This window comes from Cytobacillus sp. EB106-05-05-XG126 (assembly GCF_058791715.1).
The window spans coordinates 700,558-726,458 of sequence record NZ_JBYTDU010000001.1; the positions used below are offsets into that span (position 1 = coordinate 700,558).

The 25,901-nt window shown below is 42.8% G+C and carries 27 protein-coding genes; 20 read left to right on the forward strand and 7 right to left on the reverse strand.

Annotated features, from left to right (window positions below; genetic code table 11):
- Positions 1-5: 5 nt before the first annotated feature.
- The 10 genes from yfcC to AC3WTL_RS03525 all read left to right on the forward strand — a co-directional run bounded on the left by yfcC (position 6) and on the right by AC3WTL_RS03525 (position 11,946).
- A complete protein-coding gene (yfcC, locus tag AC3WTL_RS03480; RefSeq protein WP_248347645.1) occupies positions 6-1,508 on the forward strand; it encodes a putative basic amino acid antiporter YfcC in 1,503 nt (500 codons plus the stop codon).
- A gap of 36 nt (positions 1,509-1,544) precedes the next feature.
- Positions 1,545-2,720, forward strand: a complete 1,176-nt coding sequence (gene iadA / locus AC3WTL_RS03485; RefSeq protein WP_492369010.1) for a beta-aspartyl-peptidase — start codon at positions 1,545-1,547, stop codon at positions 2,718-2,720.
- Positions 2,721-2,869: 149 nt separating this feature from the next.
- Positions 2,870-4,396 (forward strand): spore germination protein, encoded by a 1,527-nt coding sequence (locus AC3WTL_RS03490; protein WP_222501324.1) that lies wholly within the window; start codon positions 2,870-2,872, stop codon positions 4,394-4,396.
- Between the two features lie 36 nt (positions 4,397-4,432).
- Complete coding sequence (locus AC3WTL_RS03495; RefSeq protein ID WP_492369011.1) at positions 4,433-5,521, forward strand: GerAB/ArcD/ProY family transporter; 1,089 nt, start codon at positions 4,433-4,435, stop codon at positions 5,519-5,521.
- The gene (locus AC3WTL_RS03500) at positions 5,518-6,597 is read left to right on the forward strand and encodes a Ger(x)C family spore germination protein (protein WP_492369012.1); all 1,080 of its coding nucleotides are present in this window, start codon (positions 5,518-5,520) and stop codon (positions 6,595-6,597) included. The genes AC3WTL_RS03495 and AC3WTL_RS03500 overlap by 4 nt, the downstream gene beginning before the upstream one ends.
- 174 nt (positions 6,598-6,771) lie before the next feature.
- Positions 6,772-7,635: a MurR/RpiR family transcriptional regulator gene (locus AC3WTL_RS03505; protein WP_492369013.1), complete on the forward strand. Its 864-nt coding sequence runs from the start codon at positions 6,772-6,774 to the stop codon at positions 7,633-7,635.
- Entirely contained in the window at positions 7,632-8,759 is a 1,128-nt protein-coding gene (locus AC3WTL_RS03510; RefSeq protein WP_492369014.1) for a M20 peptidase aminoacylase family protein, read from the forward strand. The genes AC3WTL_RS03505 and AC3WTL_RS03510 overlap by 4 nt, the downstream gene beginning before the upstream one ends.
- A 2-nt stretch (positions 8,760-8,761) precedes the next feature.
- Positions 8,762-9,580: a GNAT family N-acetyltransferase gene (locus tag AC3WTL_RS03515; RefSeq protein ID WP_492369015.1), complete on the forward strand. Its 819-nt coding sequence runs from the start codon at positions 8,762-8,764 to the stop codon at positions 9,578-9,580.
- Positions 9,581-9,601: 21 nt separating this feature from the next.
- Positions 9,602-10,768, forward strand: coding sequence for an o-succinylbenzoate synthase (menC, locus tag AC3WTL_RS03520; protein ID WP_492369016.1), 1,167 nt, complete (start codon positions 9,602-9,604; stop codon positions 10,766-10,768).
- Positions 10,769-10,860: 92 nt separating this feature from the next.
- A complete protein-coding gene (locus tag AC3WTL_RS03525) occupies positions 10,861-11,946 on the forward strand; it encodes a hypothetical protein (protein ID WP_248347642.1) in 1,086 nt (361 codons plus the stop codon).
- Positions 11,947-12,028: 82 nt separating this feature from the next.
- On the opposite strand, the gene AC3WTL_RS03530 is transcribed toward AC3WTL_RS03525, so the two are convergent.
- Together AC3WTL_RS03530 and AC3WTL_RS03535 are read right to left on the reverse strand one after the other, a co-directional pair.
- On the reverse strand, positions 12,029-12,520 hold the full coding sequence (locus tag AC3WTL_RS03530; RefSeq protein ID WP_492369017.1) for a hypothetical protein: 492 nt from the start codon (positions 12,518-12,520) through the stop codon (positions 12,029-12,031).
- Positions 12,521-12,633: 113 nt separating this feature from the next.
- Complete coding sequence (locus AC3WTL_RS03535; RefSeq protein WP_222501312.1) at positions 12,634-13,974, reverse strand: aminotransferase-like domain-containing protein; 1,341 nt, start codon at positions 13,972-13,974, stop codon at positions 12,634-12,636.
- A 144-nt stretch (positions 13,975-14,118) separates the two neighbouring features.
- On the opposite strand from AC3WTL_RS03535, the gene blaOXA reads away from it, so the two are divergent.
- The gene (gene blaOXA, locus AC3WTL_RS03540; RefSeq protein ID WP_492369018.1) at positions 14,119-14,916 is read left to right on the forward strand and encodes a class D beta-lactamase; all 798 of its coding nucleotides are present in this window, start codon (positions 14,119-14,121) and stop codon (positions 14,914-14,916) included.
- 40 nt (positions 14,917-14,956) lie between these two features.
- Here the strand turns inward: blaOXA and AC3WTL_RS03545 are convergent, their stop codons facing one another.
- Complete coding sequence (locus AC3WTL_RS03545; protein ID WP_492369019.1) at positions 14,957-15,421, reverse strand: hypothetical protein; 465 nt, start codon at positions 15,419-15,421, stop codon at positions 14,957-14,959.
- A gap of 103 nt (positions 15,422-15,524) precedes the next feature.
- Between AC3WTL_RS03545 and AC3WTL_RS03550 the strand changes: the two genes are divergently transcribed.
- Together AC3WTL_RS03550 and AC3WTL_RS03555 are read left to right on the forward strand one after the other, a co-directional pair.
- Complete coding sequence (locus AC3WTL_RS03550) at positions 15,525-15,935, forward strand: RidA family protein (protein WP_492369020.1); 411 nt, start codon at positions 15,525-15,527, stop codon at positions 15,933-15,935.
- 131 nt (positions 15,936-16,066) lie between these two features.
- Positions 16,067-16,918, forward strand: coding sequence for a GNAT family N-acetyltransferase (locus tag AC3WTL_RS03555; protein WP_492369021.1), 852 nt, complete (start codon positions 16,067-16,069; stop codon positions 16,916-16,918).
- A gap of 232 nt (positions 16,919-17,150) precedes the next feature.
- Here the strand turns inward: AC3WTL_RS03555 and AC3WTL_RS03560 are convergent, their stop codons facing one another.
- Entirely contained in the window at positions 17,151-18,020 is an 870-nt protein-coding gene (locus tag AC3WTL_RS03560; protein WP_048011571.1) for an EamA family transporter, read from the reverse strand.
- 131 nt (positions 18,021-18,151) lie between these two features.
- Here AC3WTL_RS03560 and AC3WTL_RS03565 point away from each other — a divergent pair, with 131 nt between their 5' ends.
- Positions 18,152-18,379: a hypothetical protein gene (locus AC3WTL_RS03565; protein ID WP_492369022.1), complete on the forward strand. Its 228-nt coding sequence runs from the start codon at positions 18,152-18,154 to the stop codon at positions 18,377-18,379.
- A 64-nt stretch (positions 18,380-18,443) separates the two neighbouring features.
- On the opposite strand, the gene AC3WTL_RS03570 is transcribed toward AC3WTL_RS03565, so the two are convergent.
- Positions 18,444-18,815: a VOC family protein gene (locus tag AC3WTL_RS03570; RefSeq protein ID WP_492369023.1), complete on the reverse strand. Its 372-nt coding sequence runs from the start codon at positions 18,813-18,815 to the stop codon at positions 18,444-18,446.
- A 109-nt stretch (positions 18,816-18,924) separates the two neighbouring features.
- Positions 18,925-19,218 (reverse strand): phospholipase A2 family protein, encoded by a 294-nt coding sequence (locus AC3WTL_RS03575; protein WP_227887547.1) that lies wholly within the window; start codon positions 19,216-19,218, stop codon positions 18,925-18,927.
- Between the two features lie 233 nt (positions 19,219-19,451).
- On the opposite strand from AC3WTL_RS03575, the gene ymaG reads away from it, so the two are divergent.
- The 3 genes from ymaG to AC3WTL_RS03590 all read left to right on the forward strand — a co-directional run bounded on the left by ymaG (position 19,452) and on the right by AC3WTL_RS03590 (position 21,644).
- Complete coding sequence (gene ymaG, locus AC3WTL_RS03580) at positions 19,452-19,676, forward strand: inner spore coat protein YmaG (protein ID WP_492369374.1); 225 nt, start codon at positions 19,452-19,454, stop codon at positions 19,674-19,676.
- A 96-nt stretch (positions 19,677-19,772) separates the two neighbouring features.
- Positions 19,773-20,153: a VOC family protein gene (locus AC3WTL_RS03585; protein ID WP_492369024.1), complete on the forward strand. Its 381-nt coding sequence runs from the start codon at positions 19,773-19,775 to the stop codon at positions 20,151-20,153.
- Between the two features lie 375 nt (positions 20,154-20,528).
- The gene (locus AC3WTL_RS03590) at positions 20,529-21,644 is read left to right on the forward strand and encodes a cysteine desulfurase family protein (protein WP_492369025.1); all 1,116 of its coding nucleotides are present in this window, start codon (positions 20,529-20,531) and stop codon (positions 21,642-21,644) included.
- Positions 21,645-21,651: 7 nt separating this feature from the next.
- Here AC3WTL_RS03590 and AC3WTL_RS03595 read toward each other — a convergent pair whose 3' ends face one another.
- Positions 21,652-22,194 (reverse strand): hypothetical protein, encoded by a 543-nt coding sequence (locus tag AC3WTL_RS03595; RefSeq protein WP_492369026.1) that lies wholly within the window; start codon positions 22,192-22,194, stop codon positions 21,652-21,654.
- Between the two features lie 102 nt (positions 22,195-22,296).
- Here AC3WTL_RS03595 and AC3WTL_RS03600 point away from each other — a divergent pair, with 102 nt between their 5' ends.
- From AC3WTL_RS03600 to AC3WTL_RS03610, 3 genes are all read left to right on the forward strand, one after another.
- Positions 22,297-23,304, forward strand: coding sequence for a DUF3231 family protein (locus tag AC3WTL_RS03600; RefSeq protein ID WP_492369027.1), 1,008 nt, complete (start codon positions 22,297-22,299; stop codon positions 23,302-23,304).
- Between the two features lie 814 nt (positions 23,305-24,118).
- A complete protein-coding gene (locus tag AC3WTL_RS03605; RefSeq protein WP_346769933.1) occupies positions 24,119-24,772 on the forward strand; it encodes a DsbA family oxidoreductase in 654 nt (217 codons plus the stop codon).
- A gap of 138 nt (positions 24,773-24,910) precedes the next feature.
- Complete coding sequence (locus AC3WTL_RS03610; RefSeq protein WP_492369028.1) at positions 24,911-25,810, forward strand: cupin domain-containing protein; 900 nt, start codon at positions 24,911-24,913, stop codon at positions 25,808-25,810.
- Positions 25,811-25,901: the final 91 nt, after the last annotated feature.

A 25,901-nucleotide genomic window follows, 5' to 3' on the forward strand; every position in this document is an offset into this window, starting at 1 on the left:
ATAGAATGAAAGAAAAAAACAGAGCCTGGAAGGTGCCGCACACGTTTGTCATTGTTTTCTTTGTGGTCCTTCTGGCAGCCATGGTTACGTATTTGGTTCCCGTTGGCCAATTCCAGACGGAAGAAGTAACTTATACGCAAAACGGGGAAGAGTCCACCAAGACAGTATTGGTTCCCGACAGCTTTGAAATCGTGAAAGATGAACTAGGTAATCCTGTCCGACAGGGGACAAGCCTATTTGAGTCTGGGGGAGAAGCCGGGTTTTTAAATTATGTTTTTGAAGGACTCGTATCAGGAGATAAATGGGGATCCGCAGTTGGAGTTGTAGCATTTATATTGATCATTGGCGGAGCATTCGGAATTATAATGAAAACCCGTGCGATTGAAGAAGGCATTTTAAGTGTAATTGACAAGACAAAAGGCAGAGAAATCTTAATCATTCCGATTATGTTTTTCCTATTCTCGCTTGGAGGAGCTGTTTTTGGGATGGGAGAGGAAGCCATTGCGTTTGCGATGATCCTTGTGCCTCTTATGGTTGCACTTGGCTATGATGCGATCACAGGTGTGATGATCACCTATGTGGCAACGCAAATTGGGTTTGCAACTTCCTGGATGAACCCTTTCAGTGTGGCTATTGCACAGGGAGTTTCGGGGGTTCCTGTTCTGTCAGGAGCACCTTTTCGAATAGGCATGTGGGCTGTTTTCACATTAATTGGGATTATTTATACATGGAAATACGCTTCGGGAATTAAGAAAGATCCGTTGAAATCAGTGAGCTATGAATCAGACAGCTATTTCAGGAAAGAAATGAAAACAGGGGAGCTGAAGGTCCAATTTACTCTTGGACACGGTCTTGTTCTGTTAACCATAGCAGCCGGAATTGCCTGGATTGTATGGGGTGTTGTAGAGTATGCTTACTATATCCCGGAAATTGCCTCGCAATTTTTTACGATCGGATTGGCAGCGGGACTTATTGCTGTTTTCTTTAAGCTTAATAATATGAAGGTAGACGATATTGCTGAAGGATTCATTGAAGGGGCTAAAGATCTTTTGCCGGCAGCATTGGTTGTAGGCATGGCAAAAGGAATTGTGATCATATTAGGCGGAGACAGCCCGGATGCGCCATCTGTATTAAATACAATGTTATTTGGAGCTGGCCAGGTAATAGGAGATTTCCCTGCAGCCCTGTCAGCGTGGTTTATGTATCTTTTCCAATCTGTCTTTAATTTCTTTGTTGTATCTGGATCAGGACAGGCAGCCCTTACAATGCCTCTGATGGCCCCGCTGGCTGATATTGCCGGTGTATCCAGGCAGGTTGCCGTGCTTGCTTTCCAGCTTGGAGATGGTTTAACAAATATTTTTGTTCCAACATCTGCAGCCCTTATGGGTGCTCTTGGAGCAGCAAGGCTGGACTGGGGAACATGGGCAAAATTCATCATCAAATTTTTGCTGCTCCTCATGGGAGTTTCATCACTATTCGTGATTGGCGCAGTATTAATCGGTTTTTAACCAGACATCATATGTTAGACAGAAAGGGGTTTATCCTTGTTAACTCTTATAAAAAACGAAGAAATTTATTCTCCGCATTTTCTTGGGAAAAAGGATATCTTACTCGTTCATAATAAAATAGGCTATATCCGCGATTCCATTGAACTGCCTGAGCTTTCATTTGCGGATATTGAAGTCATTAATGCCGAAGGAAAAATGGCCGTTCCGGGATTTATCGATTCACATGTTCATATTATTGGAGGCGGCGGTGAGGGGAGCTATAAAACCCGGACACCGGAAATACAGCTGACAGATGCTACACTGTCTGGCATCACTACGCTGGTGGGTGTCATTGGTACAGACGGAACAACACGGACGATGGCCAGTCTTATTGCTAAAGCGCGGGCACTTGAGGAAGAAGGAATTACCTGTTATGTCCAGACCGGTTCTTATCAGGTGCCGGTAAAAACGCTGACTGGAAAAATTGAAGATGATCTCATTCTGATTGACAAGATTATCGGTGTCGGAGAGATTGCGATTGCTGATCACCGTTCTTCCCAGCCGACAGTTGAAGAAATGGCCAAAATTGCTTCAGCTGCACGTGTTGGCGGCATGCTTTCCGGTAAAGCGGGAATCGTAAATGTCCATGTGGGTGATAGTTATGATCATTTAAAGCTCCTGGAAGATATAGCGGAGAACACGGATATTCCAATCAAACAATTCTACCCGACACATATTAACCGTAATCCGCATTTATTTGAAGCTGGCATACGTTATGCCAAAAAAGGGGGATATGTCGATTTCACGACAAGCTCGATTCCAAAGTTTTTCGAAGAGGGGGAAGTAAAGTGCAGCAAGGCCCTCAGAATCATGCTGGACGAAGGGATTCCTGCTGGCCAAATTACGTTTACTTCAGACGGACAGGCCAGCCTGCCTGATTTCAATGAGCAGGGAGAACTAATTGGCCTGCAAATTGGCAAGGTTTCCACACTTTTTTCCGAAGTGCGGGATGCGATCCTTCAAGAAGGGGTCTCCATGGAAAATGCACTGTCTGTCATTACCAAAAATCCAGCGTCTATCCTCAAGCTTCACCAAAAAGGAAAAATTGAGGAAGGGAAAGATGCAGACCTTGTGATTTTGAATAAAGAAACACTGGCAATTGAAACCGTTTATTCCCTTGGAAGAAAGATGGTTGAAGACGGTAAGGCTGTTGTGAAAGGTACCTTTGAATAAAGACCATAAATGATTAAAGTATATTAAATGATATGATTGTTTTTCGCAACATCAAAAGTAGATATTTATCTAATATATGGCAATAGAATAAATAAAACCCCCCGGCACATACTAAAACTATGATTTGTTAAGTTTTGGAGGAGTGTCCGGTGGGTTTTTTTAAATCTAAATTAAAAAGGTTTAATAGGGACAATAAACAAAAGAAGAATGGAAATACTGAACGTGAATTAAGGATTGATGAACTCCTTCATCGCTGTAAAGAATCTGCGGATTTTGTTTCCTACAGATATTCAGAATCCAGCCCATTTTATATCCATTATTACCAGACTATTGTAGACATTAACATCCTGCATCAATATGTCTTGCCCTATATCAAAGAAAATGAGAGCAAATCCCTGTTTGATCTTCAGCAAGCTATTCCCATTGATAATACTGAAATTATAGATAATGTTCATGAAATAAGGGATAAGCTGCTGACAGGCTGTGTTGTCATAGAAGTAAAAGGTTCATTGCAAGAAGCTCTGGTCATTTCTGCTGTTTCGCTTGAGAAGAGGCCCGTCAGCATGCCGGAAGTCGAGTACAGTGTTGTGGGGCCAAAGGAAGCTTTCGTCGAATCGATTGATGCTAACATCAATCTGGTCAGGAAAAGGCTGCCTATTCCAGATCTTATCGTGGAAGAAGTAAAAATAGGCAGTCTGACGAAAACAAGAGTGGCTGTTCTTTATATTGAAGGAATTACGGACAAAGAAAACGTAAATACCATTCTGCAGCGGCTGAATGAGATTCAATTTGATCAAATCGTGGACAGCTCTTTTATTAACCAGATCATTTCCGATAACCACAATTCTCCCTTTCCTCATTTAATTGACACGGAAAGGCCTGATAGGGTAGCGAGTGTGCTCTCGGAAGGGAAAATAACGATCATTGTAGATGGCTCACCTCATGCCCTTACCGGCCCTACAACTCTCGTAGAGTTTTTTTCAGCTTTTGAGGATTACTTTTTATCATGGCATATTGCCTCCATTTTTCGGCTTGTCCGCTTGTTCGCCGTATTCTTTTCAGTGTTGTCGACTTCACTTTATGTCGCCGTGCTCACCTATCATTACGAAATGATTCCGGAAAACCTGCTTAACCCGCTTATTGCTTCAAGGAGCGGGATCCCGTTCCCGCCGATACTGGAAGCGATTATTCTGGAATTGACCATTGAGCTATTGCGTGAGGCTGGAGCAAGGCTGCCGACCAAAATCGGTCAGACGATTGGTATCGTAGGCGGTATTGTTATCGGAACTGCGGCAGTACAGGCCGGGCTGACCAGTAATGTGCTGCTGATCATCGTGGCGCTTGCGGCCCTGGCATCTTTTACAACACCTGTCTATCAAATGGGCAATACGATCCGCTTAATCCGTTTTCCTTTTTTAATCACTGCTCAGTTGTGGGGACTTCTGGGAGTTACCTTTTGTTTTTCATACATTTTGAGCCATTTGCTTAAAATGACTTCTCTGGGACGCCCATATTTGGCACCTGTCTATCCTTTGCGGCTGGATGACTTAAGGGATTCCCTCTTCCGCCTCCCGTTTTTCATGCAAACGAAGCGGCCTTTACAGGTCAGATCCCCTGTACGAACCCGTTTTCAGCCCAAAAAGCACGAGAAATCGAAAAGAGACATAGAAGATTAATTGGAGGAAATATGTTCCGATAAAGGAGGATAGCTGATGTTTCCATTGCCTAAAGAGGATAAGAAGGTATCTCCCTATTTTGTATTTTATTTAATACATGCGATGCAAATAGGTGTAGGGATTCTGGGCTTCGAAAGAATTATTGTCCAGTCGGCCGGCTATAGCGCCTGGATTGCAATCTTAACATCCGGCGCCTCCATTATCGGATTGGTATGGGTTTCCTATCGAATCTTGAATAAGGGGAATAACGACATCGTGGCCATCCACGCTGAAATTATGGGGAAATGGATTGGCGGTTTTTTCAGCTTTTTATTCTTGTTATACTTCTTTGCTTTTGCGTTGGTTGTACTTAGATCCTATGTGGAAGTACTCCAGGTTTGGGTATTTCCCGAAGTCTCAGAATGGATATTCATAATAATTATCATATTTTTAGCCTATTCCTATGTCACAGGAGGTTTTCGGGTTGTAACAGGGGTAAGCTATTTAGGGGTTTTATACGGCTTGCCGCTATTGCTGGTTAAATTTTATCCTTTACAGTATGCTGATTATGGTAATCTGCTGCCAATCTTGAATGCTTCTCCCGCAGAATTATTTAAGGCTTCAAAAGAGATGACTCTTAATTTTCTCGGGTTCGAGACGCTTTTTATGTTTTATCCTTTTATAAAAGATGGGCCGAAATCGGAAAAGTGGGCTTATTTCGGGGTGCTTTTCAGCATATTTATATACCTGGTCACTGCTTTTGTTACGTTTGTCTATTTTAACCAGGAACAGTTGAAAGGCACCATTTGGGCTACACTCACACTTTGGAAAATCGTGGACTTAATCATTGTGGAAAGGTTCGAATACATAGGAATTTCCGTATGGTTCTTTGCCATTCTTCCCAATATTTGCATTGGCCTCTGGTGTGCAAGCAGGGGAATGAACCGTCTGTTTCCCGTCTCTCAGAGAAGTGCCTTGAGGATTTTTTGCCTATTGCTGTTTTTCATCAGCGTTCTTTTAACAGATAGACAGCAAATTGATTTGCTGCAGAAAGCTGTCTCCCAAATCGGGCTATATAGCATCTATTTTTACTTGCCATGCTTAATGGTCTTACAATATATCATCATGAAGGTGAAAAAAGCATGAATGTTAAAAACTATTTATGCTGTTCCCTGATTCCAATCCTCCTGGCAGGCTGTACTCCCAGTCCAAAGGTTTTAGAGGATATCCAATTGGTGCAGACCATTGGCTATGATTATGTCAATGGTGAAGAATTTGAAGGAACAGCAGGCTCCTCCAATATACCTCCAGGTGAACAGTCCTTGCCTGTAAATGAGGTTTTTTCTGCGACAGGGAAGACCAGTAAACGGATCAGGCAAAAGATTCAGTCTGAAGCTGCAAGGCCCATAGTGGTTGGCAGGGTGGGACTGGTCATTTTCAATCAGGAACTTGCAGAGCATGGCATTGAAAATCAAGTAGACAGTTTGCAGAGAAACCCCAGCATTGGCCGGAAATTGCTGCTGGTTGTATCGAAAGATAAGGCGAAAGACATAATTGATTCCAATTACTCGCAAAGTGATTCTGTATCACAGTATTTAATTGATGTGGTTGAACAGAATCTTGAGCAGACTATTCCTGATGTGAATTTACACCGTTTTCTTGTTCACTATTACAGCAAAGATGCAGACCCTTTTTTACCTTTAATCGAAAAACAGGGTAAGCATTTAAAAGTCAGCGGACTGGGGATTTTTAAAGACGATAAGCTTGTTGAAACGATCAGCTTTGGTGACGCCTATATCTTTAAAATACTATATGAAAAATTCCGGCGGGGACAATTTGAAGTGGAACTTAGCGTCGGAGAAGATGTAAGTCTCGAAAACCTTTCATCAAAACCTAAAATAATGGTGGACAAGAGAAATGGGAAATATACAGCTGCTTTTAAGGTGAAAGTTAACGGCAGAGCAATGGAAGGGGTTGATTTAGATCTTACAGACAAGAAAACGATTGAGAGAATTGAAAAAGCAGTGGAAAAAGAAATAACGGAGAGAGCAGAGAAAATGGTCAAGAAGTTTCAGGAATTGGATGCAGATCCCCTGCGCATCGGGGAAAAGGCCCGGCAGCGCTCCGATTTTAATCGGAAAGAATGGAAAGAGCAGTATAGTGAAATGGAAATTAAAATCGAAGCAGATGTGAATGCTGTTCAATCGGGAATTATAGAATGATCATGTATATCATAAAAGAAATTGGCATCCGATAAGGGTGTCATTTTTAATTATAAAATTTTCAGAATTATTGTTGTTTTCCGAAGAAATATATGATAATTTAATTAAAACGAAGCGCAGGCTTCAAAAAACAAAAGAATACAGCTTAAACTTCATATTTTAAGGTGATCCTAAATGATATTAAAAGAAACCATAGAAAAAGAGTTTAATAACCTCTCCAAAGGCCAGCAGAAGGCAGCGAAGTATTTGCTCGACCATCCGAAGGATTTTGCCGTAAAGTCTGCGGGTGAGATCGGCAAAAGAATCGGGGTCAGTGAAACGACAGTCATCCGTTTCTGTTATTCGATTCAGCTTTCCGGCTATTCTGAGCTTCAGAAGATGGTAAGGGAACAGCTTTTGAAGGCGAATAGCACACTGGGGCAGTATTTTACGAGTAAGGTGGAACTGGCCGAAAAGCCGGAGTTCCTGGCAAGTGTGATGGAGAAGGATTGTCTGCATATACGGGAAACGATGCAGAATATCAGTCAGGATGATTTCGATGCTTTGGTTGACCGGCTGATCGAATCGAAAAATATATATATTACAGGACTTCGGTCTTCTTTCTCCGCAGCAAGCTGGCTTTCTTTTACCCTTGGAGTAGTAAGGGGAAATGCGAAGCTGATCCGGCCGGATACGGATGATCTGCTGTTGACGGTTACCGAAATGGATATAGATGCAACATTTATTGCCATTTCATTCGACCGTTATATGAAGGATACGATCAAATTGGCGGAATTGGCGAAAAAGCAGGGAGCTTTTGTGATTGGCATAACCGATTCAGCGATCGCGCCAATTAAAGAACATGCCGATTTGCTTTTTCAGATCCATTCATCGGAAAAATCGACGATTGATGCGGCACCCGCCCTCTTTTCCTTTCTGAATGCGGTGATTGCAGGGGTGTCCATTCAAGATCGTGACCGATTTGAAGCAAGGAAAGAACAATATGAAAAGCTGGAAAGTGAGCATTTTTTTATACAGCCGGGAGGGAAGTTAGATTGAAGGAAATGATTGAAGAGCTTAAACCCGCGTTAGAGATGGTATTTACACATTTGCACGAACATCCGGAAGTGAGCTGGAGGGAATATAAGACAACCGAGTTCCTGCAGAAATTTCTGGAATGCCGGGGATTCAAAGTTCAGCTGTTTGGGGATTGCACCGGTCTGGTTGTTGAAGTGGGGGAAGGGAGTCCATGTGTCGCGCTGAGAGCGGATATGGACGCACTTTGGCAGGAAGTGGACGGCAAGTTTCAGGCGAATCATTCCTGCGGACATGATGCCCACATGACGATGGGGGTCGGAGCCATGCTGCTGCTTCAAAAGGCAGGCTTCCCTAAAAAAGGCAAGCTGAAATTCATCTTCCAGCCGGCTGAAGAAAAAGGCACCGGTGCCTTGAAAATGATTGAGCATGGCGTGCTGGATGACGTGGATTACCTGTACGGTGTACATCTTAGACCCATCCAGGAAATTAGAGACGGGGAAGCATCGGCAGCCATTTACCATGGTGCTGCAAGATTTCTGACAGGGGAAATTATCGGGGAAGATGCCCATGGCGCCCGTCCGCATCTTGGCCAGAATGCCATCGAAATTGGCGCTTCTTTCATTCATGAAATCAAAAATATTCATTTGGATCCCATGGTCCCCCATACGGCTAAGATGACCAAGTTTCATGCCGGCAGTGACTCAGGCAATATCATACCTGGAAAAGCTTCCTTCAGTTTAGACCTGCGAGCTCAAACAAATGAAGTGATAAACGCACTGTCTGAAAAAATGGAAACGATCACGGAGTATTTATCCAAGCTCTACGGAGTCAAAATTACACTCGAGACGAAAGCGAATGTGGCAGCAGCCCAGGTAGATGAAGAAGCGCAGCATTTTCTGGAGAAGGCCATAATTGATGTACTGGGAGCCGGCCAATTACGGGAGCCAATTGTGACTTCAGGCGGGGAAGACTTTCATTTTTATACCCTCAAAAAGCCGAATATTAAGGCCGCAATGCTTGGATTGGGCTGTGATTTACAGCCTGGGCTTCATCATCCGGACATGACGTTTAATCGGGAAGCCATTTACTCAGGAGTGGAAATATTGGCCAGGGCGGTAATGGCCACTTTGGAGAAGGAGGAGTGAAGATGGCTGCTGTGACAATTGATTTGCGGGTATTAAAGACAGCATCCGATATGAGGCTCATTCAAAAACTGGAGGAGACAATCTGGAACATGGCTCCCCTGCCGGTTCATCAAACCATCACGGCTGCCCAGAATGGCGGGCTTCTCCTCGGGGCATTTATAGAAGAAGAACTGGTGGGATTCAGCTACGGATTTCCCGGTTTCAACAAAGGAAAAGGGTATTTATGCTCTCATATGCTGGGCATTCACCCCGACCACCAGGATAAGGGGCTTGGCGCGTTATTAAAGCAGAAGCAAAAGGAACTGGCCGCTGAGATGGGTTATGACCTGATCACCTGGACGTTTGATCCGCTTGAAAGCCGGAATGCTTATCTGAACCTGTCCAAGCTGAATGCGGTTTGTTCCACTTATGTGGAGAATTGCTATGGAGATATGGATGATAATTTGAATCATGGACTGCCGACAGACCGGTTAAAGGTGGAATGGTGGATTACCAGTCCACATGCCGGTGATCCGCTCAGGATTGAAACAGCGTCTGCCAAGAATCCGTTTGACTGGGGAATATCAGAGGACAACTTTCCTGTTTTATTAAATACGGAATGGGATGCTTCTGGAGGACCTGTACTTGTTCCGATTCCGGCAAACTTTCAAGCTATTAAAAATCAAAATTTCGAGCTTGCGATGGACTGGCGCTTCAAAACCAGAGGGATTTTTCAGGCGTTATTTTCAAAAGGATATGCCATGGCAGGTTTTGTAAAAGGTACAGAAGGCCCGGTACATTACTATGCATTAGTTCAAAGAAACGAGCTTAAGCTCAACTAACATGAAAAGGCGGGAATGAATATGAAAGTGACAGAAGTTGTATTGCGGCATATGAAAATGAGAATGAAAGCACCATTTACAACAAGCTTTGGCACGTTTCAGGATAAAGAATTTCTTTTATTGGAAGCAAAGGATGAGAACGGTGTTAGCGGCTGGGGAGAATCAGTTGCCTTTCATTCACCATGGTATAACGAAGAAACACTGAAAACGAACTGGCATATGCTTGAAGATTTCATCATTCCGAATCTATTAAACAAAGAAATGGAACACCCTGATGATGTGTCAGAAACCCTCTCCTACATACGGAAAAACAATATGGCGAAATCGGCATTTGAAGGGGCTGTTTGGGACTTATATGCCAAGCAGAAGGGAATTCCGCTTGCGAAGGCGCTTGGCGGGTCAGCGAATGAAATTGAGGTTGGAATCAGCATCGGGATTCAGGACCGTGTTGAGGATTTGCTGAACCTCATTGGTGAATATGTAGAGGATGGCTATAAACGAATTAAAGTGAAAATCAAACCGGGCTGGGATGTTGAGGTCATGAGAGAAGTGAGAAAGCATTTCCCGGATATAGCGCTTATGGCGGATGCAAACTCAGCCTACACACTTGATGATATTGAACTGTTAAAACAGCTGGATGAGTTTGATTTAATGATGATCGAGCAGCCGCTGGCCTCTGATGATATTATTGACCATGCTGTTCTTCAGAGGGAACTTAAAACACCGGTCTGTCTCGATGAAAGCATCCATTCCTATGAGGATGCGCGCAAGGCGATTGAACTAGGAAGCTGCAAAATTATTAATATCAAAATCGGCCGTGTCGGGGGCTTGACAGAATCCAAAAAAATTCATGACCTCTGCCAGGAACGCAGCATCCCGGTATGGTGCGGGGGCATGCTGGAATCCGGCATCGGCAGGGCGCACAATATTGCCTTAACCACACTATCAAACTTCATTATGCCTGGAGACACAGCTGCATCATCCCGCTATTGGGAGAAGGATCTGATTGAACCTGAAGTAACCGTAGAAGATGGGATGATCAAGGTTCCAGAAAGATCCGGTATTGGCTATGAACCGAATTATGAAACTATTAGAGAATTTACTGTTTTTGAAAAGAAATTTGCGTTGGGGGAGCAGAATGAACAAGCAGCCCTCATTGGCGGGAATAGTGCCACTCAAATCAAATAAAAAGCGTAAATGACACTCGGAGAGAGAGGATACTCTCTTTCTCTTTTAAACAAAGTTGTCGAAAAATTCAAATATTAAAAGGGGGAATAGGTTTGAAAAAGAGTATTCAGATTGCCGGGGCCTTTATTGGGGTCATTGTCGGAGCAGGTTTTGCTTCTGGGCAGGAGATTTTGCAGTTTTTTACGGGCTTTGGCTGGATGGGGATTGCCGGAGGCGTGCTCGCGACTTTTTTCTTTGCTTTTCTTGGCATGAATTTAACGCAGCTGGGAAGCCGTCTGCAAACAGATTCCCATAAAGATGTGATTTACCATATTTGCGGAAAGTATCTTGGGATGGCTGTTGATTTCATCATTACATTCTTCCTTTTTGGGGTGGCCGTCGTCATGCTTGCCGGATCGGGATCGATTTTCGAAGAGCAATTCGGCATCCCGAGTATGGCCGGGAATATTATTATGGCTGTGGTAACGATCCTGACAGTATGTCTAAATATCCAAAAAGTGATTTCAATTATCAGCCTGGTTACGCCATTTCTGCTGCTTATGGTGGTTATCATTAGCGTCTATGCCCTAAGCACGATGGGGCTGGATTTCTCAGAAGTTCAGAAATTGGCAGAAAGCCAAACGCCTGCTGCTTCCAACTGGTTTATGGGTGGATTATTATATGTTTCTTACAATATTGCGGCTGGTGCAGCGATGCTTGCTGTCATGGGCGGCACCACGAAGAATGAAAAGCAGGCTGGCTTGGGCGGAATCTTGGGCGGTGTTGGCCTGGGTGTCCTGATTTTACTGATCAATGTAGCCATGCTGGTCAAAATGGACGTGGTGGAGGGATCTCCAATGCCGATCCTTGCCCTTGCAAATGAAATTTCACCGGCATTTGGACTGTTAATGTTTGCTGTCCTGCTGGGTATGATCTACAACACTGCTGTTGGTATGCTGTATGCCTTCACAGCCAGGGTAGTAAAAAGGGAAAATCCTAAGTTTAACGTCTTTGTTGTATTATTTGGAGCTGCCGCTTTTGGCGCCAGTTTCATAGGCTTCATCACATTGGTCGGAACGGTTTATCCATTAATGGGGTACTTAGGATTTACATTGATTACGGCTATTGTCTTTGCTTGGGTTAGAGGGAAGAGGAAGGCTGTTGGGAGTATTGGTAATGGAGTTGCTTTGAAACAGTAGAAACCTAGAAAGCTCAGTTCTGCTGAGCTTTCTATAACCTCTTAAAATTTCGTCATACTTGCCTTGACTGGTATTCAATTCCTTAATAAAGATTGTAACCGCCATTCTCCGGTCCGCTTCCAGCTGAAGGAAAAGATACACCCATCGTACGCAAAGCTTCTTTAGCTTGAGATAGGTAATTTTCTGCCTGGTCTTGCCATCTGATGATCAAACTTATAAACGCCTTATACTCTGGACCTGCATTTTCCTCCATCGTTTTTAGTCCTTCCCGCACCTTTTTATCCTGATTTTCCGCATTCACGATGCAAGCCGCCATAGTGTCGATAATTGATTGCCGCTGTTCTCCATTTACTAGTCTATGTGCACATCCGACAGCGGTCACGCGGTGATAAGAAGCCGGAACCAGGTGGTTGTGCATCTCTGCATTACCTTTTAAATCTTTAGTCTCGGGAATATGAAAAAGTTCAGAACTCATGGAACAAACCATTTCTTCAGCATATAAACTTTGCTGCAGCAGTGTTAAAATATCTCCCCAGCTAGTTGCCCGATAATATGGATAATAATAAGGATTCAATCGAACCATCTCCTTTTATGGATATTGGAACCCCATCATTATAGATATGATTGTTAATCGGGGGTCATGTCATTTTGGGAAGTGGCGTTAGTCCATATTTGGATCTTTCAGGTTTAAAAATTGACTAACATACGAATCCCTTCCCCGATTTTTTTCACCCCAACCGCAATTTTCCTGTCATCCACCTGTGACACGCTTAACCGGATACGGTTTTCCTGCCTGTATTCAGGGAGGTACATACCTGTTGCATCCTGAACCAAAACATTTTTCTTTTGGAGATATTCCACAAGATGCTTTGCTTTTAATCTGCCTGGAAGCTCAATTGTTGAATAGAATCCCGAATCCCCGCCAGTAAAAGCAGCACCTGGAGGCAGATGCTCCAGGTACGCCTTTTTGAGAATGGTGCCTTTCTTTTTGTATTGCCGCCTGAGTTTTTCAATATGGGCTTTGAACATTCCGCTGCTTAAGTAAATCTCAAGTGCCCCTTGTGTGAGAACTGGTGTATGGACGTCCGCTGCAAATTTGGCTTGAGTAAAGCTTTTCATTAGTGCTTCCGGAAGAACGGCCAATCCCAATCGCAGCCCAGGCAGCAAAACTTTTGAAAAGCTTTTTGTGTAAATGACTCTTCCGCACGGATCAAAGGCAAACATGGGGTCTGCCTTTTTTCTGGTATCAAGGTCTCCCATATAGTCATCCTCGATAATGTAGACATCATATTTCTGAGCGAGCTCGACAATGTGCTTTTTTTCCTGGTTGGAGTAGCTGCAGCCTGTCGGGTTCTGGAATCGTGAAACTGTGTAGAAAAACTTGACGCTCCGTTCTCTGAATATCTTTTCTAAATAATTAAGATCTATGCCTTTCTGACTCACCTCAATCCCGATCGGCTTCAAGCCGCGCGAAATAATGGAATCTATGAAACTGAAGTGTGTTGGCTGTTCAGCGCAAATCTCATTTTTATTATTGGGAAAAGGCAGTGAGATTAATAGATCCAGAGCCTGCTGGGATCCTGATACAACGGCAATTCTTTCAGGCGGGGCGAAAACCTGCAAATCCTGAAGCTGAGCTGACAGCTGCTGCCGCAGACTCTCCAGGCCAAGGGGATGGGAATACTGAAACATTTCCTCTTTATAAAGCTCGATTGCCTGATTCATGCAATGCTGATAATCCCGGTATGGCATCTTGCTTTTATCCGGTCCTGCTGAGACAAAGTCTATTTTAATTTGAGTTTGTTTTTTGGGCATATCCGAGCCTACTGCAAAATAGCCGCTTTTGGGCACTGAATAAATCAGATGTGCCTTCTCCAATTCACTGTAGGCTTTCAGTACAGTGTTGATGCTGCAGTTGAATTCTTTGGCCAATCTGCGGATGGAAGGGAGCTTTTCTCCGGATTTCAGCCGTTCATCATCCAATCTGGATTGGATTTCTTCTATGACTTCATCATATTTATTGCCCATTATTATGCTCCTCTCAGGAATCTGTATGGGTACAGATAGCCGAAATATTACTTTTCTGTGTTCATTATGCTGTTTATAGTATAAGGGACAAATATGGAGCACACATCATGACGGAAATCCTATTTTATGAAGGAGGAAGAAAAGATGAAGTGGATGAGGAGAGCGGGGATGGCTGTTCTTGCGGTATTAGTGCTGCTGGCAGGTACAGGTGCTGAGGCATTAGGCGGAAGAGAAAACACGAAGGAGCTGCACATTGAAGAGGCTTTTGCAGGTAAAGAGGGAACTATGGTTCTCAAAAATCTTAAGAATGACAAGGTGTATGTCTATAACAAGGAGAGGAGTATAGAGAGATTGACGCCGGAGTCAACCTTCAAAGTCGCTAATGCCCTAATCGGGCTCGAGACTGCTGCAGTCCGAGATGAGTACGAGGTGAAAAGGTGGGATGGAGTCGAACGGGAATTCGAAAGCTGGAACCGGGATCATTCGCTTGCTTCTGCCATGAGGGAATCGGCTATCTGGTTTTATCAGGACCTGGCGAGGACGATTGGTGAAAAGAAAATGAATGAGTACGTTTCAAGGATAGGGTATGGGAACCAGGACATTTCTGACGGTATTGATTCGTTTTGGCTGGACAGCAGCCTGAGAATATCTGCAGCAGAGCAAGCTGATTTTATCGAAAAACTAGTTGAAGAAGACTTGCCTTTTTCACAAAAGAACCAAAAAACAGTCAAGCGAATGATGATTCAGGATGAACAGGATCACTTCATTTTACATGGCAAAACAGGGACAAGGCTCTCTGACATGGGACTTGGCTGGTATGTTGGTTTTATTGAAACAGAGAAGGGCACATGGGTGTTTGCGGTGAATATCGATGGAACAGGCACTGAGGCCAAAAATATTGCTTTGGAAGTATTGAAGGAGAAAAAAATTCTTAAGAAGTGAGCAGGATCAGGTAAGGGAAACCATGTCTATGGTTTCCCTATTACTGAACTTCCGCCACAAATGTATAGGAGATTTCACCGTTTTTCCATTCCGCTAAGACTTCATAAATATAAGTTCCTTTATCTGCTGGCACAGTTATTTGATTATCCTCCAGCTTGATTTCTTTTTCTTTTCCGGTTTCATTCCACAAAAATACTTTCATTACTGGATCATCTTCAATTTTAACTTTGACTTTCTGGTCCGGTTTTATACGAATTGGTTTAAGATGCTCTGCCATCTGATTCGGTGATGCGTGATCTGTTGTCACTGTTTCTGTTTCAAGCCCTTTTTTTCTGACCCACCGATAGCCTCCTTTTTCCATTGAATAGTCTGAGCCTTTCACTTCAACAGCTGCCGTCTTATCTGGCGGAAATTCAGCTTGATCCACCGATTTATCTGAACATCCAAATAGTAAGCTGGCAGAAAGAACTACTATTATTCTTACGAACTTAATGCCCCGCATCATGCCACCAGCCTTTTGAGAAATTAAAAACAGTTTAACTGAAAAAGGAATTCATATATATAGGTGGAATTAAAATAGTAAATGCCAGAGGAAAGGAATTTAAGAAATGAAGAAAATCTCATTAATACATTCGCAGGTTTTACCAGCCGTTGACTATGCTTACGCCTCCCATGTCCCTGCAGGAATGGATCTTTATTTTATGGCAGGAGCATGTCCGCTTGATCAAGAGGGGAGAGTGCCTGAGGGAATAAGATATGAAGAACAGGCCAAGCTATGCGTGGAAAACCTGAAAGCAGCCTTACAGGAATGTGGCGCTGAATTAACGGATGTGGCTTATACAAGAGTTCTAGTTGCATCCTCTGACCAGTCAGATTTGGTGGCCGTATGGCAGGCAGTTAGGGAAGAATTCGGTTCTCATGATGCTCCAAGTACATTGTCAGGTGTCACCGTTTTGGGTTATAGTGGCCAATTAGTTGAGATAGAAGCGGTTGCTGCTTTATCCCAAGACGCAGAATAAGCCGCCTAATTACGAACTGGACCCTCCTGCAAAAGCAGTCGAGTCCATTTTTCTTTAGCTCTTCTTTAGAACTTTAGCAAGAAGGATTTTGTATAAAGGTGAAAAAACAAAAGATTTAGAGGGAGAAGCGAATGAAAGTTGAAATAGCAGAATTAAATCAATTTGATATTCCTGGCCTAATAGATTTATCAGCATCGGTTGGATGGGATTATAATGAATATGAAGTTAGCACACTCTTGGAATCAGGGAGAGTTTTCGGTCATAAGAATTCTGAGGGGAAAATTGTATCCAGTTCAGCTATAATCCCCTATGACACTAAAGTGGCGTCGATTGGCATGGTTATTGTCCATGAAGAATTCAGGGGATTAGGTCTCGCAAAGGATGCAGTCCGGAAGTGTGCTGAAAGTATTAATGGGGATATGTCGCTAATGCTCATTGCAACGAAGGAAGGAAAGCCCCTTTATGAAAAAATGGGCTTTAAAACAGTGGATTTTATAAGCAAATTTCTTTGTGATCAATTCGTTCCTGTACATTCACAGGAACATGAAGGAGTTTTTATAGAAGACTTTAATCAGTCTGATTTTGCTAAGCTTGTTAATTTGGACGGGGCTGCCTTTGGGGATAAGCGAAGCATTTTTCTCCGTAATCGAATCAGCCAGTCCCAACAATGTCTTGTTGCTAAAAATAATAATGGAGAAATCATTGGATATGGATTATCCATACAGGGGCCAGTTAATTTAATACTCGGACCCATTTCAGCAGCTGATTCAGATACAGCTGCCTTAATCGCAGAAAAATTGGCTTTACATCATAAAGGGAAGCTGCGAATTGATGTTCCAGAAGGAAGAACGGATTTTATGACCTATCTGGAGCGAAGCGGTTTTGTTAAAACAAACACTCCTCCAGTCATGATGAAAAATTCAGCAGCTATGCCGCAGAGGAACAATACCTTATATGCTATTGCTTCGCAGGCTTTTGGATAGGTGAATCATGATATTAGCTAAGCGCAAATAAATAGCTTTATACGCTAGTAGAATTGGGCTATGCGCAAATAAAATATTTTATCCGAAAGTAAATTGGGTCTATCAGCAAGTAAATAATACTAGCACATAAATATAGTTTCTGAAATGGGCTGCTGGAAGCCCAATCTCCATTGAAACGGCTCAAATTGAAGATTTAAGCCGTTTTTCTTATGTAATTATCTTTAATTAACGCCTAGATTATCAGCAAAGCCGTCCCGATCGTAATCAAAATGGCGCCTGCAATGGTATTCATTGCCGGCTTCTCTTTTAAAATAATGAAACTTAAAATCATTGTCAGCACCACACTGAATTTATCAATGGGGTTCACGACACTAACTTTGCCGATGGCGAGAGCACCGAAATAGCACAGCCAGGATAATCCGGTTGCGGCTCCAGAGAGGAAAAGAAATAAATAGGACTTTTTTGAAATGCTTTTAAGCTCCTTAACAGTCCCCTGGAAGAATACGATGCCCCAGGCGAAAAGAATGATGACAACAGTCCGGATAAAGGTAGCCACATTGGAGTCGACGTCTTCAATTCCGATCTTCGCTAAAATATTGGTGGCTGCAGCAAATACAGCGGACAGGACGGCCAGGAAAATATATGATTTTGTATTAAATACTTTCTTTTTGCGGGTCTTTTTCCTGACTCGGCCAATTAAAACAAAGGTTCCAATGGAAATAATGATTCCGCCTGAAACAACCAGAGCTGTGGCGGGTTCCCTGAGAATAATAAAGGATAAGAGGATCGTTAAGACGACACTCGACTTATCAATGGGAACTACTTTTGATACATCTCCAATCTGAATCGCTTTAAAAAAGCAGATCCATGATAGGCCGGTTGTCAGGCCTGACAGGACCAGAAATACGTAGGATTTCACCGAAATAGTAAAGATGCTATCTGTTTCACCAGTAATAAGGACCATTAAAAAAGCCATGATGACCACCACAATCGTCCGTACGGCGGTAGCCAGGTTGGAATCAACCTTTTCAATGCCAATTTTAGCGAGAATAGCGGTGAAAGATGCAAATAATGCGGCCAGCAGGGCTAAAATTATGCTCATACACATGAACTCCACTTCTGCAATTGGTTAAGTATATATGTATAGAATATTATTTGATTCATTTAGTTAAAAAATTCTGTTTTCTTGTTGAGTATTCTATATTATAGTTTGGTTAAGCAAGGAGGAAGAAAATGGATCATATTGATAAAAGGAATCGCCTTGATGAAGAACCATTTAGCTTTCGGGTAAATAAAAATAGCACAGTGTTTCTTGATTTTAATGGAAAACAAGTGAAAACCCTAAAAGGTAAAGAGGCAGAAAAGTTTCTAAAAAGAATGAGTGATGCTGAAGATGAAAAGAGCAGGCAATTAATCATGGCAAAGATAACGGGGAACTTTAAACGGGGAAATGAACGGTGATTGAAATGGGCTAAAACAGCAGTGCAATCGGGCACTGCTGTTTCTATTTTATGTAAGCAGAATTCTACCTATGCTGGTCGAAAAGAATAGCGTTGCCATCCGGATCTTCGAGGGTGAAGCTTGCAGGGCCGGAGCCTGATTCATTTGCCTCATTTATAATAGAGATCCCTTGTTCCTTCAGCTGCTTTTGAAGGTCCCTGATGTCAGTGAATTCCTCTAAGTTTTCTGCGTTCTGGTTCCAGCCAGGGTTAAATGTAAGGATGTTTTTCTCGAACATGCCTTGGAATAGACCTATGACACAGTTTTCATTCTTCAGTATCAGCCAATTTTGCTCAATATTCCCGCCCAATGCTTCAAAACCAAGTTTTTCGTAAAATTCTTTTGACTTCTTAATGTCTTTTACGGTTAAGCTTACTGAAAACGCTCCTAGTTTCATGGTTCCTCCTTCGGTTTTCTTATTATTCAGATAACTAATTTTGAGTTTAATCGAAGTAATTTAATAATGCAATATTACTGTGAATAAAAAAAGCGACTAGCGCCGCTTTTTAATAATGTCTTCTCCTCCGAAACCGGCTGCAGGTAAAATCAGTTTGAATCTTCATATAAATATAAATGATTGTCGCAATGGTTCCTTCTTCGCCATGCAGGTTTGTTTTTGGCTTCAGGCATCTGAGAAATTCCTGGTCACAGCTGCATTTGGATCTTCCGCTTGCCCAGCATTTATCATGAGCCTTGCAGCAGGCATCCACTCCATTAATAGGGGCGCCTGGTCCGCTGCATCCGGGACCGCACCAACGGTACCCGGGGAAAAGGCAAGGAATCTGTTTTCTTCTAGTCACTAGTATCCCTCTTTTTTATATCAATTTAATGTATATGATATGGCAGAACCATAATAGACGTGTGGTTACTTATCTATTAAAAGAAGATTGTTTTCGTATTTAGGGCAGGGGCCCATACCCCATAGGCAACTGACGCATATCCTTTACTGTAGACAAATACAGAGGAGGAGTTCCGTTTGGATTATCAATACCAGCACATGCCGGTGACACAGGAGTTTGTTCCGCACAATGGCATGTATTTCACTGACCATCGAGTTCGTCCCGGATTTGGAATTGGAAGGCCCGGATTTGGTTTTGGCCGCCCGGGATTCGGGTTTGGAGGAGCAGGCTTTGGTCTGGGGCTTGGCTTTTTAGGAGGGCTTGCGACAGGAGCCTTGCTGGCACCGGGACCAGGATTTGGATATCCTTATTATCCATACCCGCCTTACCCGTACGCGCCATATCCTTACTATTACTAAGAAGGCAGAGCTTTGTCCCAGGGGCAGGGCTCTTTTTTTAATTGAATTAATTTTCAGATTTATTTAATATAAAAATAACGAAAGGAGTGTAAGAAAATGATTAAACAAGTCGGACAAATTATGCTATACGTTAACAATCAGGATGAAGCAGTAAATTTTTGGACTGAAAAAGCCGGATTTCAGGTATTGGCTGAAGAAGATAATGGCCAGGGGATGAGATGGATCGAAGTATCTCCATCAAAGGAGTCGGAGACGAGTATTATTCTGCACAATAAGGAATGGGTAGCGAAGATGTCGCCGGGATTAAACCTGGGCACCCCTTCGTTGATGTTTTTTACAGAAGATCTTGAAAGACTTCATAGCGACTTTTCAAACAAGGGCATTACGGTTGGAGAAATTGTAGAAATGCCTTCAGGCCGGGTTTTTAACTTTGCGGATGGAGAAGAAAATTACTTTGCTGTGATGGAGAGAAAGTGAAAAGTTTGAGTGAAAGCCGATATCGCGGCAATTGATCGAGCATTATATAGACTTGTCAGCTCACATTTTGATGCCGGGCTTCCATTGGGAGATAAAAGAAAAACTAAAAACAGAGTTTTTAGGATAAAAGCTTACGGAAAAAGAGTACAAAAAATAGTCAGGACCGCTAATCTAAAAAGTTTCTCAAGCATAGCGCCAGCTCCTTTCGATTAGTTGGTATATCTTTATTTTAAGCCTGCATTATTAAAGAAGGATAAAAGGTCTGTAAATTTATTGTTAATTGTTTTTTAGGGATGCGAGGGCATACCTTCTAAATTAGTCTAAAGCTCCATTTCCTCTATTATTTTGATATTCTTAAAGAAAGGGGGAAGGGAAATGAACAAAGTATATCTCGATTACAACGCAAGCACGCCTTTGGCACCAGAGGTTGCTGATCACATGTATCCTTTTCTGACAGACTTTTACGGAAATCCTTCCGCAGTGCACTGGGCAGGGCAGCCAGTAAAAGAAAAAATGAATCGTGCAAGGGAACAGGTATCTGACTTGCTGTCATGCACACCTGAAGAGATTATTTTTACCAGCGGCGGAAGTGAAGCAAACAACCTCGCATTAAAGGGCTATTTTTTCAAGCATCTTTCAAAAGGCAAGCACATCATTACATCAAAAATAGAGCATCCTGCCATAATCGAGCCTTTAAAATTTCTGGAGCGTTTAGGTGCTGAACTCACGATGCTGGATGTGGATAAATATGGAATGATTTCTGCTGGGGATATTGAAAAGGCCATTCGGGAAGACACCATCCTGATCACCATTATGCATTCAAACAATGAAGTGGGGACTCTTCAGCCAATAGAAGAAATAGGGGAAATCGCAAGGAGGCACAAGATTGCATTTCATACCGATGCTTCCCAATCCGCCGGAAAAGTGCCTGTTGATGTTAATGAGCTGAATGTGGATATGCTCACCATTGCCGGTCATAAATTGTACGCGCCTAAAGGGATTGGCGCCTTATATATCAAAAAAGGGATAGAGCTTGAACCGCTTATTCACGGGGCAGGACATGAGTTTGGAATGCGTGCAGGAACAGAGAACACACTGCTTGCAGCCGGGCTCGGAAAAGCCTGTGAGTTAGCTGGAAAACATGTCACGGAAGGCAGAATTGCTGACTTAACGAATTATTTTTGGGGTAAATTGAAGGAGGCCTTTGGAGAAGGAATAGTCCTAAATGGACATGAAGAAAAACGGCTGCCGAATACCCTTAATGTCAGTTTTATGAATCGGATTGGCCTGGACATTTTATCAGCCATTCCTCAGCTTGCAGCTTCTACAGGATCCGCCTGCCATGCAGGAAAAGTGGAATTATCTCCTGTTTTAAGGGAAATGGAGGTTCCGGAATACATTGGAATGGGTGCTGTCAGATTCAGTCTGGGGAAATATACGACAAAAGAGGAGCTTGATCAGGTGGTTTCATGGCTTAAAGAAGTAATTTAGGCACCCGCTATTCCATTGAAAAGACATCTGCAATCTGCATGATATCACCTGAAAAAATACAATACATATCTTCAGGGCCGGTTTCAATTGGCATTTTCGGAATGACCATCCCATCGTAGCCTTGTTTCGACAGGCTTCTGCAAAATAGGGTGTTGGCTTCATCTTTATTCAATAGGATCGCCTTATCTTGCCAGGTAAGGTGTCTTTTTTTTGTGCTTGCATAGTCGCAAAAGGGGTCTCTCTCATTCATGAAATGTTCATAAGAATCAAATTCTCTTAAGTTTGGTTCATCTATATAGACTTTATAGACAAATCCACGTTTTAACTTATCATATTGAACCACTTTCGGTGTTCCATCTTCCCAGAAGTCCGTTTCCGATTTTTCGCAGACTGTTTCTGTCCCCATGGCAAATGACTTAGCAGACTCAAAATCCGATGTACACCAGATCCCAAGTGTATCTAATTCCTCCATTTTACTTTGCCCTGCCTGCTCTTTTTGAAAGTGATCCAATTTCTTGATGGAACCGTAATAAACGATCAAAAGAAACACCTCCCGATAGTTAGGATGTGCAATATTTAATTATTTATTATATCCCTTTGTAATTCTTTCAGCTTTTGGAAATGCTAAGAGAAAAAGGAGGGACGTGTAGTCATGAATGATAGTCAGAACACTGCATTGACTGCAGCTGAAATAGCGCAGTTATGGTCGGCTTATTTGAACAGCAGCATGAGTCAGTGTATTTTCTTATATTTTTCAAATACAGTTGAAGACCAGAAACTACAGTCCATGCTTCAGGAAGGTCTTCAATTAACGGATGCACATTTACAGAAGCTGACTGGATTTTTTGAAAATGAAGGGTTATCCGTGCCTTATGGATTTAAGCCTGAAGAGGATGTGAACACTGCAGCTCCAAGACTGTTCTCAGAAAATTTCTCTCTCCATTTCCTTTATAATATGGCCATGTTTGCAGTGAATTTTTATGCTTTGGCCAAAACACTTTCTGTCCGTTCGGATATTGTGGAATACTTTAACACTTGTTTGATGGAAGTTAATGAGTATGAAACAAAATTAAAACAAATGCTGCTGGACAAAGGCTTGTATATGAGATCACCTCATGTCATCCCAGTAAAAGAAACCAGCTTTGTCGAAAGCAAAAAATTCATGGGTGGATTGTTCGGCGATAAAAGGCCCCTGAATGTTATTGAGATTACAAATATATATTCAAACTTGATAAGAAATGCCCTGGGAGAAATGATTATGATCGGGTTTAGCCAGGTTGCCCAATCCAAGGAAGTCGGGCAATTCATGGTAAGAGGAAGGGATATTGCAGCAAAACATACAAAAGTTTTTGCTGAGCTGCTTGAGGAAAGTTATCTGCCTGTTAGCATGTCTTGGGATATGGTTGTAACAGATTCCACTGTCCCTCCCTTTTCAGATAAATTGATGATGTTTATGACCACTTCGCTCATTGCATTAAGTGCTGGAATCTATGCTACAAGTGCTGCTTCGAGTGCACGAAAGGATATTTCGCTTAATTTCATCCGCTTGTCTGCTGAAATTGCTAATTATGCTGAAGATGGTGCAAACATTTTGATTAAAAATGGCTGGTTCGAGGAGCCGCCGCATCCGGGGGATCATGATGAACTCGCGAATAGATGAGAGTTGTGGGAGAATGTCCAGAATGGCGGCATCCTGCCGGCTATGGCGTTAATGGGCGGATAAAGGCACAAAAAGCCGTTGCTTGTGGGAAATGGCAGTTAATCGAGGGGAATAACACCAAAAAGGCGGGATCGTACCGGGAATGGTAATCAATCTTGAGTGATAACGCCAAAATTGCGGGGTTCCCAAGAGAAATGGTAGTTAATCGAGAGGAATAACGCCGAAAATGCGGGGTTCCCAAGAGAAATGGTAATTAATTGAGAGGAATAACGCCGAAAATGCGGGGTTCCCAAGAGAAATGGTAGTTAATCGGAGGAATAACGCCAAAAATGCAGGGTCCCCTTGAGAAATGGTAATTAATCGAGAGGAATAACGCCGAAAATGCGGGGTTCCCAAGAGAAATGGTAGTTAATCGAGAGGAATAATAACGCCGAAAATACGGGGTTTCCAAGAGAAGTAGTTAATCGAGAGGAATAACGCCGAAAATGCGGGGTTCCCAAGAGAAATGGTAGTTAATCGAGAGGAATAACGCCGAAAATGCGGGGTTCCCAAGAGAAATGGTAGTTAATCGGGAGGAATAACACCGAAAAACAAGGTTACCCAAGGAAATGGTCTTTATTCTCGCTCAATAACGCCCAAACCTTTCATCACCAGAACGGTAAGCGTCACAAACCTACATCAGCTAACTCTAGGTCTGAGCTTTTTCCGTGTAAAATAAAATCCCCCCAACTATACTAAAGAAGAAAATACTGTATGGGAGGAATCAGGTATGCATATTGAAATGTGGACTGACTTCGCTTGACCGTTTTGCTATATTGGCAAAAGGCATCTGGAGGATGCCATTAAACAGATTAATCATCCAATCGAAGTGACTTACAGGTGCTTCGAGCTGGACCCGACGGCAGAGCGGGATATTCAGGATAACATGTATGAGAAATTGGCGAAGAAATATGGGATGACGATTGAGCAGGCGAAAGCCAACACGCAAAACATGGTGCAGATGGCGAGAAACGCCGGGCTTGAATTCAACATTGATACCATCGTTCTTACTAATACGTTTGACGCACACCGTCTGACGATGTTTGCCAAAACAAAAGGGTTAATGAAAGAAATGACAGAACGGCTGCTGCGTGCTTACTTTACAGATTCCAGGCATATCGGAGATCCAGCGACGTTAGCCCAGTTAGCAGAAGAAGTTGGCCTGAACCGTGAAGAAGCTGAACAAATGCTTGCCGGCGATGCGTTTGCGGATGAAGTCCGTGCAGATGAGCAATTGGCGCAGCAGTACCGCATTACAGGAGTACCGTTCTTTCTTATTAATAAGAAGTACGCACTGAGCGGAGCACAGCCAACAGAGATGATCATTCAAGCACTGCAGAAGATTATTGCAGAGGACGAGATAACTGTTCTAAATGACAGTGACGGTATGATCTGTGATGATGACGGCTGTGAAATTCCGAAAAAATAATTCATTCATGAAAAGAGAACCAGTCAGGGACATGACTGGTTCATTTTGCGTACATAAGCCCAAGTTAATAAAACAACGTACCTTCTTTTTTCATAGGCATATGATGTGGTGATAATTCTGTGAAGGGAATGACAAGTATTGTATCATCCTAATGCGTATTCCTATCCTTACTACCCACAGCCTCATTCACCTGTATATCATACTGACGAGATGTTAAGAAGCAATCAGGATCATTTTCAGCAGCTTTGTGAAACGGTTCTTGAAGGAGTCAAAAGGGAGGCATCTGTACTTGAGTTATACACTCAGCTGGCAGAGCATGCTCCAAATGAAGAGCACAAGCAGAACATTATTCAGGCAATCGAAGGAAAGAAAATCTATTTAAACCATTTTTGCAACCTTTATTACAATTTAACAGGGAAACAGCCCGAGTATCAGGTCGGCCATGTTGCCATTGATCATTACCGTGATGGATTGCGCATGGCATATCAAATCGAAATGGAAGGTTTCGAGGAGAACCAAAGGGGTTCGGTGCTTACTCAGCTTCCACAGGTTCAAAATGTATTCTTATGGGCAATGAGCGGCGAACAGGAAAATGCCGCTCGATTAGTCTCACTGAATAACCGGGTGACCGATTTCGGTCCGCAGCCATTTGTCGTGGATATTGAGGAAGCAACGAAGAAAAATAACAACTTCCGGACAGCCCTATGGACTGGAAAGCATTTGCAGCTGACATTAATGAGCATCAATGTTGGCGAGGATATTGGCCTTGAGGTTCATCGGGAGCTCGATCAATTCCTGAGACTTGAAGATGGTGAAGGAATGGTATATATGGGGGACAGTCCTGACCGGCTGGATTTTCAGCGGAAAGTAGCGGATGATTTTGCGATTATCATTCCTGCAGGCAAATATCATAATCTGATTAATACAGGCAATAAACCACTTAAGCTTTATTCCATTTATGCGCCGCCGCAGCATCCGTTTGGAACCGTGCATAAAACAAAGGCAGATGCCATGGCTGCCGAGGAAGAACATCATTAGGGAAATTAAAAGAAGAGGGATGAAATGAAAGCAATCAGCTTTCGTTTCATCCCTCTTTACTATCTCATTACATAAATTGCACTTGTCTGGT

Coding starts and splice junctions, on each gene's coding strand:
- blaOXA (WP_492369018.1), top strand. CDS start 14,119: ATGAAGTGGATGAGGAGAGCGGGGATGGCTGTTCTTGCGGTATTAGTG.
- AC3WTL_RS03545 (WP_492369019.1), bottom strand. CDS start 15,421: ATGATGCGGGGCATTAAGTTCGTAAGAATAATAGTAGTTCTTTCTGCC.
- AC3WTL_RS03590 (WP_492369025.1), top strand. CDS start 20,529: ATGAACAAAGTATATCTCGATTACAACGCAAGCACGCCTTTGGCACCA.
- AC3WTL_RS03535 (WP_222501312.1), bottom strand. CDS start 13,974: ATGGGCAATAAATATGATGAAGTCATAGAAGAAATCCAATCCAGATTG.
- yfcC (WP_248347645.1), top strand. CDS start 6: ATGAAAGAAAAAAACAGAGCCTGGAAGGTGCCGCACACGTTTGTCATT.
- AC3WTL_RS03550 (WP_492369020.1), top strand. CDS start 15,525: ATGAAGAAAATCTCATTAATACATTCGCAGGTTTTACCAGCCGTTGAC.
- AC3WTL_RS03515 (WP_492369015.1), top strand. CDS start 8,762: ATGGCTGCTGTGACAATTGATTTGCGGGTATTAAAGACAGCATCCGAT.
- AC3WTL_RS03600 (WP_492369027.1), top strand. CDS start 22,297: ATGAATGATAGTCAGAACACTGCATTGACTGCAGCTGAAATAGCGCAG.
- AC3WTL_RS03560 (WP_048011571.1), bottom strand. CDS start 18,020: ATGAGCATAATTTTAGCCCTGCTGGCCGCATTATTTGCATCTTTCACC.
- AC3WTL_RS03585 (WP_492369024.1), top strand. CDS start 19,773: ATGATTAAACAAGTCGGACAAATTATGCTATACGTTAACAATCAGGAT.
- AC3WTL_RS03505 (WP_492369013.1), top strand. CDS start 6,772: ATGATATTAAAAGAAACCATAGAAAAAGAGTTTAATAACCTCTCCAAA.
- AC3WTL_RS03565 (WP_492369022.1), top strand. CDS start 18,152: ATGGATCATATTGATAAAAGGAATCGCCTTGATGAAGAACCATTTAGC.
- ymaG (WP_492369374.1), top strand. CDS start 19,452: ATGTATTTCACTGACCATCGAGTTCGTCCCGGATTTGGAATTGGAAGG.
- AC3WTL_RS03570 (WP_492369023.1), bottom strand. CDS start 18,815: ATGAAACTAGGAGCGTTTTCAGTAAGCTTAACCGTAAAAGACATTAAG.
- menC (WP_492369016.1), top strand. CDS start 9,602: ATGAAAGTGACAGAAGTTGTATTGCGGCATATGAAAATGAGAATGAAA.
- AC3WTL_RS03495 (WP_492369011.1), top strand. CDS start 4,433: ATGTTTCCATTGCCTAAAGAGGATAAGAAGGTATCTCCCTATTTTGTA.
- AC3WTL_RS03555 (WP_492369021.1), top strand. CDS start 16,067: ATGAAAGTTGAAATAGCAGAATTAAATCAATTTGATATTCCTGGCCTA.
- AC3WTL_RS03500 (WP_492369012.1), top strand. CDS start 5,518: ATGAATGTTAAAAACTATTTATGCTGTTCCCTGATTCCAATCCTCCTG.